The sequence below is a fragment of the Mycobacterium sp. NTMscope_MAC_12 genome (genome assembly GCF_976985675.1).
In genome coordinates, this window is the sequence record NZ_CDRJYY010000001.1 from 1,652,790 (window position 1) to 1,670,618 (window position 17,829).

Here is a 17,829-nt window from a genome sequence, read left to right on the forward strand (position 1 = left end):
CGGCGCAATGACATTGAATAATCTGATCACCGTGTCCTCCACGTTCCCGTCCTGGATCAAACTGACCCGGGGCCGCAACGACGGGACCGCGGACCGCTCCGCGGGTGCCACCGTGGTATTCCCGCACGCCGGTGCGGCCGCCGCGAGCTACCGGGTGCTCGCCGCGGCGCTGGCCGCCGGCGGAGACACCTACGTCGTGCAGTACCCTCAGCGGGCCGACCGCCTCAGCGAACCCGCACACGAAAGCGTGCGCGACCTCGCCGCCAGCCTCTTCCGGGCCGCACCATGGCCCAGCGTCGCGCCACTGACATTGTTCGGCCACAGCATGGGCGCCGTCGTCGCCTTCGAATTCGCCCGCGTCGCCGAGATGCACGGCGCGGCCGTGCGCAAGCTCTGGGTTTCGGCGGGCCCACCGCCCTGCGTCGTCGCCGACATGCCCGAACTGCCGACCAGCGACGACGGGCTGCTGGCGGACATCGCCGATTTGGGCGGCACCGACCCCGAACTGCTTGCCGACGAAGAGTTCTCGGAACTGTTGACCACCGCGGTGCGCGCCGATTACCAGGCCTTCAACCGCTACGACCCCAGCCCCGACGTCCGCATCGGCGCCGACATCCACGTGTTGGGCGGCCATGACGACCACCGCATCGGGACGGGCGTGCTGCGCCAGTGGGACAAGCACACCGCCGGATCCTTTGTCATGTCGCTGTATGACGGCGGGCACTTCTACGTCTACGACCACGTCGACGCGGTCGCCGCACAGGTGAACGCCGGGTGATACCAATGTCGGACGATGCGTACGGCGCCGAGGGCGTCGACCCTGTCGTGATCGTGGGGATGGGTGTCGAGGCGCCCGGCGGCATCGAAAACTCCGAGGGTTACTGGGATCTGCTGGCGCACGGCCGTGAAGCACTGGGACCGTTTCCCACCGACCGCGGTTGGGCCGTGCCCGAGCTGCTCGCCGGCTCCCGCCGCAGCGGATTCAAAGAGATTCACGATCGCGGCGGATTCCTCAGCGGGGCAACAACGTTCGACCCGGAGTTCTTCGGCATCTCACCACGCGAGGCCGTGGTGATGGACCCGCAGCAGCGGGTGTCGCTCCGGGTGGCCTGGCGCGCTTTGGAAAACAGCGGCATCAACCCCGACGACCTGGCCGGGCACGACGTGGGCTGCTTCGTGGGCGCCTCCGCCACCGGCTACGGACCCGAGATGGCCAGGTTCTCCGAACACAGCGGCCATCTGCTCGCCGGGACCGCCCTCAGCGTGATCTCGGGCCGCATCGCCTACACGCTGGGATTGGCCGGCCCGGCACTCACACTGGATTCTTCGTGCGCGTCCGCGCTGGTGGCATTCCACGTCGCGGTGCGCTCGCTGCAGAACGACGACTGCGACATGGCTATCGCGGGCGGGGTCAACGTGCTCGGCTCACCCGGCTTCTTCGTCGAGTTTTCCAAACAACACGCCCTCTCCGATGACGGGTACTGCCGCCCCTACAGCGCGCAAGCCAGCGGAACCGTGTGGGCCGAGGGAGCGGCGATGTTTGTGCTGCAACGCAAATCGGCCGCGCTGCGGGCCGGCCGGCAGATCCTGGCCGAGGTGCGCGCCACCGCCATCAACCAGGACGGGCGCAGCGCCGGGCTCAGCGCGCCCAGCGGCGACGCCCAGGTTCGCCTGTTCCAGCGGGCCATCACCCAGGCCGGGATCAAGCCCGCCGAGGTGGGCATGATCGAGGGGCACGGCACCGGCACCCGACTCGGCGACCGCACCGAATTGCGCTCGCTGGCACAGACCTACGGCGACACCGAAGCCGGCGCCGGGGCGCTGCTCGGTTCGGTGAAGTCCAACGTCGGGCACTCGCTGGCCGCCGCCGGCGCGCTGGGACTGGCCAAGGTGCTGGTCTCGGCAGAACACGGGGCGGTCCCGCCCACCCTGCACGCCGACAACGCCAGTCCCGAAATCGAGTGGGACAAACAGGGTTTGCGGTTGGCGCAGACTCTGACGCCCTGGCCGGCCGTCGACGGGCAGCGCATCGCCGCGGCCTCCGCGTTCGGGATCGCCGGCACCAACGCGCATCTGATCGTCTCCGTCCCCGAGGTCGCGTGATGCTCACCCATCGTCTGCCCGACGGGCGTATCCCGGTGCTGCTGAGCTCCCACGACCCCGAGCTGATCCGCAGGGACGCCGCGGCGATCCTCGATTACCTGGGCCGCGTCGACCCACCGAACGCGGCCGCCGCCGTCGCATCCACCCTGCTGCGGCTGCGGCGGGCGCGACGTCACCGCGCCGTGCTGCGAGCAGCCGACGGCGCCGAGCTGGTCGCCGGGCTGTCCGCGATCGCGCGGGGCGAAGAACACGAGCTGGTCACGCGATCCGCGAAGACGACGCCGCCGCGCATCGCGTTCGTGTTCCCCGGCCAGGGCAATCAATGGCAGGCGATGGGCGCCGACGCCTACCGTCAGCTGCCCGTCTACCGCGAGACGGCCGACCGGTGTGCGGGAGAGTTCGTCGTCGCCGGATTCGACTCCCCGCTCCCGTATCTGGTGGGGGAGGAAGAGCGCGGCTGGTCACGTGCCGAAATTCAGGGAGCACAGTTCACCCACGCGGTCAGCCTGGCCGAGGCATGGCGACACTTTGGGCTGCTGCCCGAAATCACCATCGGCCACAGCCTCGGCGAGGTGGCGGCGGCCTATGTGGCCGAAGCGATCTCGCTGCCCGACGCCGTCGCCCTCGTGGTCGCCCGCGCCACCGTCGTCGGCCGGCTGACGGGCCGCTACGCGATGGCGGTGCTGGGCACCGGCCTCGACATCGCCGAATCGCTGCTGGCCGAGGCTCCCGGCTGGGTGGAAGTCTCGGCGGTCAACGGGCCGTCGTCGACCGTGGTCGCCGGCGACCACGACGCGGTCGCCGCCGCGGTGCGGCTGGCGCAACGGCGTGACATCTTCACCCATCAACTGTCCGTCGACTACCCCGGCCACACCAGTGCACTACGCCCGTTGCGTGCCGGCCTGGCCGAGCTGACGCCGCAGTCGCGGTTCCGGGACGGGCCGGTGCGGTTCGTCGGCTCCACCCTGGGCGCCGAGTTGGGCGAAGCGACCGACTTCATCGAATACTGGTACGAAAACCTCTGCGGCACAGTGAGATTCGATCTCGCCGTGCAATACGCCCGCAGCTGCGGAGCCGATACGTTCGTGGAGCTCTCGGCGCACCCTGCACTGCTCTATCCGCTCGGCGACATCGTCGACGACGAGGCGGTCGTCGTCGGCTCGGGGCACCGCGACCGCCCCGTCACCGAATCCCTCTCGGCGAGCATCGCCGCCGTCGCGACCGCCGACCCCGGCTGCCGGTGGGCCGACGCCGTCCCGGCGGGTGAGCGGGCTCCACTGCGAGGGTTCCCGAACGCGCCGATGCGCGCGGTGCACCTCTGGGCAGCGCCGGAACGAGCCACCGAACCGGCCTCGGTGCCCGCGCTCACCGTGGCCGTCGAGGACTGGCAGCACACCACCTCGCCCATCGGTCCGAGCGCGACACGCCCCGGCATCGGCTTCGCCGGAACGGACGCGCTGACCCGGCAGCTGGCCGATGCCGCTGCGGCGCACGGCAATTGCCGCGTGGTGCCGCCGAACGAGGCGGAGATCCTCGCCATCGTGGCGCCGGGTATCGACGAGCTCGACGCCACGGCCGCGATCGAGCAGATCGCCGCCCGGCCCGATGCCGGCCTACCCGATTACCCCGCGCTCATCGGCCCACGATGCCGGGCCGTCTGGCTATTGACCGTCGGCGCCGAACACATCGATCGGGATGACACCACCGCCTCGCCGGCGCAGGCGGCCCTGGCGGCGATGCATCGCAGCGTCGGGTTCGAATTCCCGGACCAGGCCTTCGGGCATCTCGACCTCGAGCGCGCAGATGTGGACGCCGCGACCGCGCGCGCCGTCGTCGACGTGCTGTCGGGCGAGGCGGCCGAGGTCGCGTTGCGGGGCGGCGAGTCACCGCTGAGCCAGGTCCGACGCCACGTCCGAACATTCCGCGCGTGCCGCGAATCGGCGACCCACCGGCCCCTCGACGCCGCCGCCCTGGACGACGTGGTGATCACCGGCGGCAGCGGGGCCATCGGCCTGCAATACGCGCGGTTCTGCCTCGAACGCGGTGCCCGGAGCATCACCCTGTTGAGCCGCAACGGCGTGGACCCGGCCGCGCTGCGCGAGCTCGCCGACAGGCACGGCGCCGAAGTGCGCGCCCCGCAATGCGATATCACCGACCGCGCCGCGCTGGCCTCCGTGGCCGCCACGCACGCGGGTTCGGGGGCGTCGCTGCTCATCCACACCGCGGGCATCGCGCAGGCCCGCTCGCGCGCCGACCTCACCGGTGCCGATGTGGCGGCGGTGTGCGCCGCTAAGGTCCGCGGATTGGCGTTGATGGCCGAGGTTTGGCCGCTGCAACCGGACTGCCGAATCCTCGCCTGCTCCTCGGTGTTCGGAGTTTGGGGCGGCTACAACCACGCGGCCTACGCGGCGTCCAACCGGATGCTCGATGCGTTGGCCGCCAGGTTGCGTGCCGAAGGCCGCGACTGCATGGCGATCCGGTGGGGGCTGTGGCAGGGCGCTGGGGTGGTGGTCGGCAACGAGATCACCCGCACGGAACGCTCGGGGCTGGTGGCGATGGAGCCGGAGGTGGCGATCGAGGCCAGCCTGTACCGCTACGACGGCGACCCGCTGATTTTCGACGCCGACTTCGACCGGCTGCAGGTGTTCTTCGAAAGCCAGGGAATGCCAATGCCGTTCAGCGCTCCGCAGAGCGGCGACGTCGGGATGGCGGAAGACGCCGTGGTGGCGAAGCCCCTCGCCGACGTGGTGCGAACGGAATTGGCCGCGACCCTGCATCTGGGTGATTCGCTGTCGATCGACCCGGGCACGTCGCTGATCGACCTCGGGGTGGACTCGCTGCTTGCCCTCGATCTACGTAAGCGGCTGCGCCGGACGGTGGGGAACTCGGTTCCGGTGGCGCGCATGCTCGGCGGCATCACCGTCAACGAGCTGATCGACGCGCTGCGCGCCGACTCACCCGGCGGCCCCACGCCGCCGTCGCCCATCGAGCGCACCGGCGCCGCCAACGGTGCGCACCACTCAACGCTCGCGACGCTCGAAAGGTTGGACTCCTAGCGTGACAGACACCACCGGCGCCGGCACCCGTCTCGACGATGAGCGCTTGGAACTCCTGCGCCGCAAGCTCGCCGAGCGCGGCCTGGCCAGGTCGACCGGCGCGGCTTCCGTCGCCACCTACGACGAGCCACGCATGTCCGCCGGCCAGCACCGGATGTGGTTCGTGCAGTCGGTCGATCCCGACAGCGCGTTGCTCAACATCTGCGTCTCCTATCGCCTCACCGGCGCCGTCGACGCCACGCGGCTACACCGCGCCGCCGACGCCGTCGCCGCGCGACACCCCGTCCTCCACACGACGTATGACACCGACAGCGAGGGCGACCCGCGGCCCGTCGTCCGCGACGACCTGCGGCCCGAATGGGCCGAACACGACCTGTCCGGGTTGACCGATCAAGCTCGCCGCTTGCGCCTGGATGTGCTGGCGCAGCGGGACTTTCGCCGCCCGTTCGACCTGAGCAAGGATTCACCCCTGCGAGTCACCGTGGCGCACGTGGCCGCCGATGACCTGATACTGCTGATCACCGCGCACCATATCGCCTGGGACGACGGCTCGTGGGCGCCGTTTTTCGCCGACCTGACTCGTGCGTACACCGACCCCGACGGCTTCGCCGCCGCTCCGGTGCTGCCGGCCCCTTCCCACGACCCGACCGCGATCCGTCAGGCGGATCTGGACTATTGGCGGCCGCTGATGGCCGATCTCCCGGAGCCACTGGAACTTCCGGGGCCTAACGGTTCGGTGGTGCCCAGTACCTGGCGCGCGCAACGCGCGACCGCGCCGCTGTCGGCGGACGTCGTCGACCGGGCGGCCGCGCTGGCCCGCGAGACCGGCGCCACGCCCTACATGGTGTTGATGGCCGCGTTCGGCGCCCTGGTGCACCGCTACACCCAGTCGACCGACTTCCTGTTCGCGGCCCCGGTGCTGAACCGCGGCGTGGGAACCGAGGGTGCCATCGGGTACTACGGCAACACCGTGGTGGTCCGGCTGCGCCCGCGGCCGCACCAGACGTTCCGCGAACTGCTGGCGCAGACCCGTGACGGCGCGGTGGGCGCCTTCGCTCATTCGCGGGCCGACCTGGATTGGCTGGTGCGTGAGTCAAACCCCGACCGCCGGCACGGCGCTGACCGGATGACCCGCGTCAGCTTCGGACAGCGGGAGCCCGACGGCGCCGGCTTTTGCCCACCGGGCGTGCGTTGCGCGCGCGCCGAGTTGCGCGGTCATTTCAACCAGCTGCCGCTGAGTCTGATGGTCGAACTGAACCGGACGCCGGATGGCTTGGGCGGCGGCGTGATCGAGGCCGAGTACCTCGTCGAGGTGCTGGATCAGCAGTTGGTGCAGCAACTCCTGCGCCACTACGCCGCCCTGCTGGACAGCGTGCTGTCCGACCCCGACGCGACGCTGTCGGCGTGCGCGCTGATGAACGACGAAGACGCCGAGCGGCTGCGGTCCGTGTCGACCGGTGAAGAATTCGTCACCCCGGCGAGCACCTTGTCCGCGCTGGTCAGCCGGCGAGCGGCGCTCACGCCCGACGCCATCGCGGTCGTCTACGAGGGGCGCGCCTACACCTACCGCGAAATCGATGAAGAGTCGAACCGAGTGGCGCACTGGCTCATCGAGCGTGGAATCGGCACCGAGGATCGCGTCGCGGTCCTGCTGGACAAGTCACCCGAACTGGTCATCACCGCGCTCGGCGTGCTCAAAGCGGGTGGGGTCTACCTTCCGGTGGATCCCACCTACCCGGAGGACAGGCTGAGCTTCATCCTCGGGGACGCGGACGCCAAACTGGTGCTGCGCGAACCGGTTTGCGAAGCGGGGGACTACCCGACCACCGCGCCCACCGCGCTGCTGCGGCCGCTGAGCCCGCAGAACACCGCGTACCTGATCTACACCTCGGGTTCGACCGGGCTGCCCAAGGGCGTTCCGGTGCCCCACGCGCCCATCGCCGAGTACTTCGTCTGGTTCGGCGAGGAGTACCGGATCGACGAAACCGACCGGCTGTTACAGGTGGCGTCGCCCAGCTTCGACGTGTCGATGGGCGAAATCTTCGGCACCTTGATCATGGGTGCCCGACTGGTGATTCCGCGCCCCGACGGGCTGCGCGACATCGGCTACCTCACCGACCTTCTGGCCCGCGAAGGCATCACGTCGATGCACTTCGTGCCGTCGCTGCTGGGTCTGTTCCTGTCGTTGCCCGGCGTCAGCCAGTGGCGCACGTTGCGGCGCGTGCCCATCGGCGGGGAGGCCCTGCCCGGCGAGATCGCCGACAAGTTCCACGCCACCTTCGACGCGTCGCTGCACAACTTCTACGGCCCGACCGAGACGGTCGTGAACTGCACCAGCTACCCGGTGGAGGGCACCCAGGGCACGCGGGTGGTGCCGATCGGCCGGCCCAAGATCAACACGCAGGTGTACCTGCTCGACAACGCCCTGCAGCCCGTTCCCATCGGGGTGATCGGTGAAATCTACATCGCCGGAACACATGTCGCGCACGGATACCACCGCAGGCCGCAGCTGACGGCCGAGCGCTTCGTCGCCGACCCCTTCACCCCCGGCGGGCGGATGTACCGCTCCGGCGACCTGGCCCGGCGCAACGCCAACGGGGACATCGAGTTCGTCGGCCGCGCCGACGAGCAGGTGAAGATCCGCGGTTTCCGCATCGAGTTGGGCGAGATCGCCGCCGCCATCTCGGTCGACCCCAGCGTCGGACAAGCCGTCGTGCTGGCCATGGACCTGCCTCAGTTGGGCAAGAGCCTGGTGGGATACGTGACTCCGGCCGAGGGCGCTGGCACGGAAACGGTTGACGTCGAACGCATCCGCGCTCGGGTGGCCGCCGCGCTGCCGGACTACATGACGCCGGCCGCCTATGTGGTGCTCGACGAGATCCCGATCACCGCCCATCAAAAGATCGACCGCGCCGCGCTGCCGCAGCCGCAGCTCGCGGCCGGCACCGAGTACCGCGACCCCACGACACCCACGGAAATCCGGGTGGCCCAACTATTTTCGGGGCTGCTCGGCCACGAGCGGGTGGGTGTCGACGACTCGTTCTTCGATCTGGGCGGGCACTCGCTGGTCGCCACCAAACTGGTCACCGCGATCCGCGCGGAGTGCGGCGTGGAACTCGGCATCCGCGACGTGTTCGAGCTCGCCACGGTGGGCCTGCTGGCGGAGCGGGTCGACCAGCTGAGCTCGGGCCAACTGACGCAGTCGCGCCCCAGGCTGATCGCGACCGCACACGACGAGCCGATGCCGCTGTCGGCGTCGCAGCTGCGCAGCTGGTTCGCCTATCGCCTGGACGGGCCCAGCCCCGTCAACAACATTCCCTTCGCGGCCAAGCTGACCGGACCGTGGGACATCGATGCGCTGATCGCCGCCGTCGGCGATGTCCTCGCCCGGCACGAAATCCTGCGCACCAGCTACGTCGAGCTGGACGGCGTGCCCTATCAGGTCGTGGGCCCGGCGGGCGTCGAGGTTCCGGTGCGCCGCGCGGAGGGAGTCGGCGAGGCGTGGCTGCAGGAGCAGCTCGACGCCGAGCGGCGCCACTGCTTCGAACTGGACTCGGAATTGCCGATCCGGGTCGCGGTGCTGCGCACCGAGAACGCGGACGAGCACGTGCTGTCGGTGGTCGTGCACCACATCGCCTCTGACCACTGGTCGGCGGGCGTGCTGTTCTCCGACGTGATGACCGCCTACCGGGCGCGGCGCGGTGGCGAAGCGCCGTCCTGGGCGCCGCTGCGCGTGCAGTACGCCGACTACGCGGCGTGGCAGCGCACGTTTTTGGGTGACGCCAGCGGCCAGGAGTCCGCCATCGCCGGCGAGCAGCGGGAGTACTGGACCCGCAAGCTGGCCGGGCTGCCGGAGGACACCGGGTTGCGCCCGGACTTCCCCCGCCAGCCGGTGCCCAGCGGGGAGGGCGAATCCGTCGACTTCCACATCGACTCGGCGACCCGCGCCAAGCTCGGCGAGCTGTGCCGCGAGTTGGGCATCACCGAATTCATGCTGCTGCAAACGGCTGTGGCCGTGGTGCTGCACAAGGCCGGTGGCGGCGTGGACATTCCGTTGGGCACCCCGGTCGCCGGCCGCACCGAAGCCGAATTGGACCAACTGATCGGCTTTTTCGTCAACATCCTGGTGCTGCGCAACGACATGGACGGCAACCCGACGTTGCGCGAACTGCTGAAACGGGCGCGGGAGACCGCGCTGGCCGCCTACGCCCACCAAGACCTGCCGTTCGACCGGGTGGTCGACAGCGTCAGCCCGGCGCGATCGCTGTCCCGCAACCCGCTGTTCCAGGTCGTCGTGCACGTCCGGGATCACCTGTCCGCCACGCGGGTCATCGAGACCGCGCCCGCGGGCGGCGACGGGCGGGACACCGTGTGCACGTCGCTGGATCCCATCTTCGACATGGCCCACGCCGACCTCAGCGTCAACTTCTTCGGCACCGACGGCGCCGACGACATCGGGTACAACTGCAATGTCATTTTCCGCACCGAGCTCTATACCAGAAGCACCATCGAGCGGTTGGCGCAATGGCTGACCAGGGCGGTCACCGCGTTCGCCGAGGACCTCGATCAGAGTCTGCGCGACGTTGCGCTGATCGACGCGGGAGAACAGCGCCGCATCCTGCAGGACTGGAGCCGCGGCGCGCCGCCACCGCAGGACCGGCCGCGCACCATACCCGAGCTGCTGGAACCCAGTCGGGCCTGGGGAGCGGATCGGATCGCGGTGCGCTGCGGGGACGAGCAGATCGATTACCCTGCGCTGCATCGCCGTTCGGACAACTTGGCCGCGCTGCTCGTGAAGAACGGCGCAGGACCGGGCGCGTTGGTCGGGCTGTCAACCCGCCGCAGCATCGACCTGGTGGTGGCGCTGGTGGCCATCATGAAGGCCGGCGCCGGTTACTTCCCCATCGACCCCGGCTATCCCTTGGCGCGAAAGCAATTTATGCTCGACGACGTCACGCCGCCGGTGGTGGTCGCCACGACCGAAGCGGTGGAGACCATGCCGCGCGTGCCGGGGGTCGAAGTGCTTTCGCTGGACGACCCCCACGTGCGCGCGGTGGTGGACAGCGATGGCGTGGACCCCCAGTCGCGGAATGTGCGGCGGCCGCACCCCGATGACCCCATGTATCTGGTGTTCACCTCCGGATCCACCGGCAAGCCGAAAGGCGCGGTGGGCACCCACCGTTCGATGGCGGCCCGGCTGGACTGGCAACTGCGGCACTACCCGCCCAGGACCGAGGACGTGCGGTTGGCGCAGGCGTCGATCACGTTCCTCGAAGGCGGGATGGAGATGCTGGCCGGCCTGGCCGCCGGTGCGACCATGATCCTGGCCGACGACGCCGAGCACCGCGACCCCGAGGCCCTCGGGGAGCTGATGAACCGGTATTCGATCGCCCAGGTGACCGCCGTGCCCAGCCTGGTCTCGGCGTTGGTGGACAGCCGGCCCGACGCCGTGCGCGCGCTGTCGCGGCTGGTGTGCGGTGGCGAGCCGGTCAGCGCGTCGTTGCTGCAACGGCTGGCGTCGGTGTGCGCCGACGACGGCGGGACCGAGTTGTTGAACAACATCGGTTCCACCGAGACCTCCGGCGCGGTGTCCCGCGGGCGGTTGGGCTTGCCGAATCCGCTTGTCGGAAAGCCGGTCCCGGGCGCGCAGGCCTACCTCCTCGACGATGGGCTGCGACCCGTGCCGGTCGGTGTGGTGGGCGAGCTGTACTACGCCGGCGACCAGCTGGCGCGCGGGTACTGGAAGCGCCCCGGCCTGACCGCGACACGGTTCGTCGCCAATCCGTATGGCGGGGAGCCCGGTTCGCGCCTGTACCGCAGCGGCGACCTGGCCCGGTGGACCGAGGACGGCCAACTGGAATTCGTCGGACGCTCCGACCACCAGGTGCAGGTCCGCGGTTTCCGGGTCGAGTTGGCCGAGGTCGAGGCGGCCCTGGCGGCCGCCGACGGCGTCGCCGCCGCAGCCGCCCGCACCTGGGAGGTGCACGGCGGCACGTCGCTGGCCGGATATGTTGTGCCGCAACGGCCGATCGTCGACGACGTCGAAAAGGCGGCCTTCGCGGGGGAGGTGCGCGCCGCGATCGCCACGACCCTGCCGGGCTACATGATGCCGTCGTCGCTGACCGTCCTCGATGTCCTGCCCAAGACCGAATCCGGCAAGTTGAACCGGCCCGGGTTGCCGCGGCCGGCGGTCAGCACCGGCGGTCTGACCGAACCGGCGCGCACGGACACCGAACGGGCGCTGGCCAAGGTGTTCGCCGAACTGCTGTCGACCCCCGAAGTGGGGCGCTTCGACGACTTCTTCGCCCTCGGCGGCGACAGCATCCTGTCGGTGCAGCTGGGCTCGCGCGCACGGGCGGTCGGGCTGGCCGTGAGTCCGCGGATGATCTTCGAGAATCCGACGGTGCAGCAGCTGGCCGCCGCCCTGGACGCCCTGGGCGACGGGGAGGCTGACACCGGGCGGGACGACCAGGCGACCGACGTGCGTTTCGAGCCGATGAGCACCTCCGGTCTCTCGTCGACGGATCTGGCTGCGGTGACCCAACTTTGGTCGGCGTCACGCGAAGGCACGTCATGACGGCCGCCGACACCGACGTCGCGCCCGACATCGAGGACGTGATGGCGCTGAGCCCCCTGCAGGAGGGCTTGTACTCGCTGACCACGCTCGCCGAATTCGCCGACGGCGAAGCGGCGGACGATCCGTACGTGATCGGCATGGCGGCCGACATCTCCGGCGCACTCGATGTCGCGCTGCTGCGCGAGTGCGCGGAGAAGATGTTGGTGCGTCACCCGAACCTGCGGGCCAGCTTCTTCAGCCGGGGCATCCCGCGGCCGGTGCAGATCGTGCCGTCCCGCGTCGAGTTGCCGTGGCGATCCGTCAGCGCGGCACCCGAGGACGTGCCGGCGCTGGAAACCGGCGAACGCCGCCGGCCCTTCGACCTGGAACACGGACCGGCCATCCGCTTCCTGCTGATCGAATTGCCCGGCGCGCAATGGCGTTTGGTGCTCACCGCCCATCACATCGTGATCGACGGCTGGTCGATGCCCGTGTTCATCAACGAGATGATGATCCTGTACCAGGCCGGAGGCGACCTGTCGGCGTTGCCCGTCGCTCCGCGGCCGTACCGCGATTACATCGGCTGGCTGGCCGGGCGTGACCCGGAGACCAGCCAGCAGGTCTGGCGCCGGCACCTCGCCGGGCTGCCGGGCCCCACCCTGCTGGCCGCCGCCCTGGGCTCGATGGACACGACCCAGGGGCGGCAGACGGCGCTGCCGCGCACCACCGAACTGCGGCTGCCGGCGGAGGCCACCGCGCGGCTGGTCGACGAGACCCGTTCGCGCGGCATCACCGTCAACACCTTGATGCAGATGGCGTGGGCGCTGGTGCTGTCCCGGCTCACCGACACCGACGACGTGGTTTTCGGGGTCACGGTGTCGGGCAGGCCGCCCGAGCTGACCGGCGTCGAGACCATGGTGGGTCTGTTCATCAACACCGTGCCGCTGCGGGTGCGGCTCGACCCCGCGGCCAGTGCCGGTGAGCAATGCCGCGCCGTACAGCGCGATGCCGCCCTGCTGCGCGAGCACAGCTATCTCGGGCACGCCCAATTGCGCTCCCTCGGTGGGGTCGGGGAGATGTTCGACACCCTGCTGGTCTATGAGAACTTCCCGATGAACGGACTGTCCTCCGGCGGTGAATTGACCGCCGGCGGTGCGACATTCCGGCCGTCCGCCCTTCAGAACCTGTCGCATTTCCCGATCGCCATCGCCGCCCACATGGACGCCGGCGAACTGGTGGTGCTCATCGAAGTGATCGACGGCGCCCTGGGCGCCATTCCGGCCGCTACGTTCGGGCAGCGGGTGCTGTCCACCGCCGAGCGGCTGTTGCAGGGGTGGGAGCGTCCGCTGCGTGAGGTCAGCGTCCTCTTCGAGGACGAGGCAGCCCCGCTGCGTGCCGCCGGCGCGCCCGCCGCGACGTCACCGCGGTGCATTCACGCGCGGTTCGCCGAGGTCGTGGCCAGGACGCCGGACAGCCCGGCGGTCAGCTGGGCGGGTGGCACGCTGAGCTATCGCGAGCTGGACGACCGGAGCACCCGGCTGGCCGCTCAGCTCGCCCGCAGCGGTGTCACGCCCGAAACACCGGTCGGCATAAGGCTTTTCCGGGGCCCGCGGTACGTCGTCGCGATGCTCGCGGTGCTCAAGGCCGGCGGCATGTGCGTGCCCATGGAGCCGGGGATGCCCCCGGAACGGGTGACCTCGATCCTGCGCCAGTCCGGCGCGTCGATCGTCTTGGACGAGGAGCTGACCGCGCAGCTGCTCGAGTCCGGCGGACCGCACCACGGCTTCGACCCGGTCGACGTCCCGCTCGAGCGGGCCGCGTACGTCGTGTTCACCTCGGGAACCACGGGAGAACCCAAGGGGGTCATCGGGACTCACGGCGCGGTGGGGGCCTACGCCGACGACCATCTGGACCGCGTGCTGCGGCCCGCGGCCGCGCGGCTGGGCCGTCCGCTGCGCATCGCCCACGCGTGGTCGTTCGCCTTTGACGCCGCCTGGCAGCCGTTGGTCGCCCTGCTCGACGGCCATGGCGTGCATGTGGTCGACGAGCACACCCAGACCGATGCCGAGGCGCTGGTCGCGCTGATCGCCGAGCACGGCATCGACATGATCGACACCACCCCGTCGATGTTCGCCCAGCTGCAGGCGTTCGGCCTGCTGACCGATGCGCCGTTGACGGTGCTGGCGCTCGGGGGAGAGGCCCTCGGCAGCGTCGCCTGGGCCCGAATCCGCAAGGCGTGCACCACCACATCGATGGCGGCGTTCAACTGCTACGGGCCGACCGAGACGACGGTCGAGGCGGTGGTCGCCGCGATCGCCGAGCACGACGAGCCCTGCATCGGGCGGCCGACCCGGCACACCCGCGGGTACGTGCTGGATTCCGGGCTGCGTCCGGTGCCGTGCGGCGCGACGGGCGAACTGTACCTGGGCGGCACCCAGCTGGCCCGCGGCTATCTGGGCCGCGCGGGCGAGACCGCGGCGCGCTTCGTCGCCGACCCGTTCGCACCCGCGCAGCGGATGTATCGAACGGGCGACCTGGTGCGCCGGATGCCCGACGGCACACTGCAATACATCGGTCGCGCCGACGCCCAGGTGAAAATCCGTGGCCACCGCGTCGAGCCCGGGGAGATCGCCGCCGCCCTCGAATCCCATCCCGCCGTCCGGCACGCCGGGGTGCTCGTGCATCAGCACCGCGGCGCGCCGCGGCTGACCGCGTACGTGGCGACCGACCCCACCGGCGACCAGCCGACGGTGCCCGACCTGCGCGGCATGCTCAGCACCCGGCTGCCGCGCTACATGGTGCCGCAGCGCATCGTCCTGGTCGACGAGATCCCGTTGACTCCCAACGGAAAGCTGGACGAATCCGCGCTGGCCGCCGTCGACGTCGCCGAGTCCGTCGGCGGCGCGGCAACACCCGAGACCGCCACCGAATCCGCGCTGGCCGAACTGCTCGCCGAACTGCTCGGGCACCCGCGCGTCGACGTCACCGCGGACTTCCTGCAGCTGGGACTGGACAGCATCATGGCCTTGTCGGTGGTACAGGCGGCGCGGGCCCGCGGAATCGCGCTGCGCGCCAGGCTCGTCCTCGACTGCACCAACGTCCGCGAACTGGCCGACGCGGTCGACTCGGAAACCGCGGCCACCGCCCAGCGGGTGGACGAGACAACCGGACCAATGCCGTTGCTGCCCAACGGCCGATGGCTCTACGAACACGGCGACCCGCGCCGGCTCGCCCAGACCGAAGCCATCCGGTTGCCCGAGACGCTGCGCCGCGAACAACTCGACGCCGCGCTGGCAAGCATCGTCAACGGCCACGAGGTGCTGCGCACCCGGGTCGATCGCTCCACCATGACCCTGGTTCCGGTACCGGCCGCGGACGTCCTGAGCGAACTCAAAGAGGTTGCAGTGGGCGGAGATCTGGGCGCGGCGGTACCGGCCCACGTCGCCGAGGCGGTCGACCGGTTGGACCCCGAACGCGGAACGCTGCTGGCCGCGGTGTGGCTCCGGCCCCCGGCCGGAGAGAGCGTGCTGTTGCTGGCCGCGCACGTCGTCGCGCTGGACCCGGCGTCGTGGCGGGTGATCCTCGGTGAACTCGGTGCCGCCCTGACCGCCGCGGCCACCGGTCACCCGCCGGCACCCATTCGGGAACACACCAGCTATCGGCGCTGGGCCGAGGCGCTCACCGCGCGAGCGCGCGGCCTGGACACGGTGCAGTACTGGGCGTCGGAGTTGGCCGGCGACGATCCCGACCTCGGCGCCCGGCGCCTCGACCCGGACCGTGATCGGGCGCGCGATCTGATCGTCCGCAACGTCCCCACCGACGCCGACCTCACCCGGCGGCTGCTGAATTCGGGTCTGCCGTTACCCACGCTGTTAATCGCCGCCACCGCGGCGACAGTGACGAGCTGGCGCCGGCTACGTGGCCAGGCAACGGCGCCCCCGCTGCTGGCGCTCGAAACCCACGGCCGCGCCGACAGCTTGGTGGACGGTCCGGGCGCGCACACCATCGACACCGGCGACACGGTGGGGCTGCTCAGCTCGATCTACCCCGTGCGGGTGGACTCGGCCGACCCGCACAGGGTGGCGGAGAAATTGGCCGCGATCCCGGGCGATGGGCTCGACTTCGGGTTGCTGCGCTACCTGCGGGACGACACCGCCGAGCGGCTCGCCGGTTTCCCGCCGCCGCAAGTGTTGCTGAATTACCTTGGCGCCGCCCACACCGACGGCGGCACCGGGCTGACGCTCGAACGCGAGCTGCTCGCGGGGGTGTCGCCGGTGCCGGAGCCCGAGCAGGCGGTGCGCCACGAGCTCACCATCGCGGCGATAGTGCTGACGTACGGCGGGGAGCGGGTGCTGGCGGCGCAGTGGCGCGCGCTGCCCGACATTCTCACGGACGCAGACATGACTGCGCTGCAAGGACTTTGGATCGATTCGCTGCGGGAGATGGTGAAATGAGCACACTCGCGATCGTGGGCGCCGGCGCCAAGGCGGTGGCCGTCGCGGCCAAGGCATCGGTGCTTCGCGACATGGGCGTCGAGGTTCCGGACGTGGTCGCCGTGGAACGGATCGGCGTCGCGGCGAACTGGCAGGCCAGCGGCGGCTGGACGGACGGCGCGCATCGGCTGGGCACCAGCCCGGAAAAGGACGTCGGCTTTCCCTACCGCTCGGCGCTGGTGCCGCGCCGTAACGCCGAGTTGGACGAGCGGATGACCCGCTACAGCTGGCAGTCCTATCTGATCGCCACGGCGTCGTTCGCCGAGTGGATCGACCGCGGCAGGCCGGCGCCGGCGCATCGCCGGTGGAGCCAGTATCTGAGTTGGGTCGCCGACCACGTGGGCATGAATGTGGTGCACGGCGAGGTCGAACGGCTGGCTGTCACCGGGGACCGGTGGGCGATCCACACCCACGAAACCACCGTGCACGCCGACGCGTTGATGATCACCGGCCCGGGCCAGGCCGAAAAGTCCTTGCTTCCCGGCAATCCGCGCGTGCTCTCGATCGCCCAGTTCTGGGACCGCGCCGCCAATCACGACCGGATCAGTGCAGAGCGGGTCGCGGTGATCGGCGGTGGTGAGACGGCCGCGGCGATGCTCAATGAGCTGTTCCGGCACCGGGTCTCGAGCATCACGGTCATTTCCCCGCAGGCGACACTGTTCACGCGCGGCGAGGGGTTTTTCGAGAATTCGCTGTTCTCCGATCCCACCAACTGGCCGGCCCTCACCCTGGCCGAACGTCGTGATGCGTTGGCCCGCACGGACCGGGGGGTGTTTTCGTCGAACGTGCAGGAGGCGTTGCTGGCCGATGACCGCATCCATCACCTGCGTGGCCGCGTCGCCCACGCGGTCGGCAGGCAGGGGCAGATCCGGCTGACGCTGTCCACCAACCGCGGCAGCGAGAACCTCGAGACGGTCCACGGGTTTGATCTCGTCATCGACGGCTCCGGCGCCGACTCTTTGTGGTTCGCACCATTGTTCAGCCAGGAAGCGCTTGATCTGCTCGAACTCGGACTGGGTGGGCCCCTGACTTCGGAGCGGCTGCAGGAGGCGATAGGTTATGACCTGGCCGTCACGGACGTCACACCCAAGTTGTTCTTGCCGAACCTGTCGGGACTCACCCAGGGGCCCGGGTTCCCGAACCTGAGCTGCCTTGGACTGCTATCCGATCGGGTGTTGGGTTCCACCGTCAGTCCGTCCAAGCATCCCCTGAGAAGGAGACATGATGAGCACCAACCCCTTTGACGACGAGAACGCGACCTTCGTGGTGCTGGCCAACGACGAGGACCAGCACAGCCTCTGGCCGACCTTCGCCGACACGCCTTCGGGCTGGCGGGTGGTCTTCGGGGAAGCCAGCCGCGCGGACTGCCTAAACTACGTCGAACAGAATTGGTCAGATATCCGCCCCAAGAGCCTGATTGAGGCGCTCGCGGGGGAGTAACCCGCCACTGGCCCTCGCAACAGCAGGCAAGGGACGGCCGCTACACACTTGCGGCACAGGCCATTCAGCGTGTTTTCCCGCGTCGCCGCCGTAGCGTCGTCGTAACGTGACCAACCTGAGACACAAATGCGGGTGTCACCATGCACACTTACACCATCTTCAACCATGAAGACGTGTGACC

Annotated in this window: 7 protein-coding genes; all 7 read left to right on the forward strand. The window is 70.0% G+C overall.

The features are described from left to right. Positions 1-7: 7 nt before the first annotated feature. The 7 genes from AC0KS4_RS07670 to AC0KS4_RS07700 are packed head-to-tail and all read left to right on the forward strand — an operon-like array spanning position 8 to position 17,648. The gene (locus tag AC0KS4_RS07670; protein ID WP_238957729.1) at positions 8-778 is read left to right on the forward strand and encodes a thioesterase II family protein; all 771 of its coding nucleotides are present in this window, start codon (positions 8-10) and stop codon (positions 776-778) included. Between the two features lie 5 nt (positions 779-783). Further along, positions 784-2,103 (forward strand): beta-ketoacyl [acyl carrier protein] synthase domain-containing protein, encoded by a 1,320-nt coding sequence (locus AC0KS4_RS07675; RefSeq protein WP_238957730.1) that lies wholly within the window; start codon positions 784-786, stop codon positions 2,101-2,103. Then, positions 2,103-5,159 carry a mycobactin polyketide synthase MbtD gene (mbtD, locus tag AC0KS4_RS07680; RefSeq protein WP_238957731.1) on the forward strand — a complete coding sequence of 1,019 codons (3,057 nt, stop codon included), beginning with the start codon at positions 2,103-2,105 and terminating at the stop codon, positions 5,157-5,159. The genes AC0KS4_RS07675 and mbtD overlap by 1 nt, the downstream gene beginning before the upstream one ends. A gap of 1 nt (position 5,160) precedes the next feature. Then, positions 5,161-11,736, forward strand: coding sequence for a non-ribosomal peptide synthetase (locus tag AC0KS4_RS07685; protein WP_238957732.1), 6,576 nt, complete (start codon positions 5,161-5,163; stop codon positions 11,734-11,736). Beyond that, positions 11,733-16,169: an amino acid adenylation domain-containing protein gene (locus AC0KS4_RS07690; protein WP_238957733.1), complete on the forward strand. Its 4,437-nt coding sequence runs from the start codon at positions 11,733-11,735 to the stop codon at positions 16,167-16,169. Before AC0KS4_RS07685 ends, AC0KS4_RS07690 begins: the two co-directional genes overlap by 4 nt. Continuing rightward, positions 16,166-17,452, forward strand: a complete 1,287-nt coding sequence (gene mbtG, locus AC0KS4_RS07695; protein WP_225326921.1) for an NADPH-dependent L-lysine N(6)-monooxygenase MbtG — start codon at positions 16,166-16,168, stop codon at positions 17,450-17,452. Before AC0KS4_RS07690 ends, mbtG begins: the two co-directional genes overlap by 4 nt. Beyond that, positions 17,433-17,648 (forward strand): MbtH family protein, encoded by a 216-nt coding sequence (locus AC0KS4_RS07700; RefSeq protein WP_225326920.1) that lies wholly within the window; start codon positions 17,433-17,435, stop codon positions 17,646-17,648. Before mbtG ends, AC0KS4_RS07700 begins: the two co-directional genes overlap by 20 nt. The last annotated feature ends 181 nt before the right edge of the window (positions 17,649-17,829 follow it).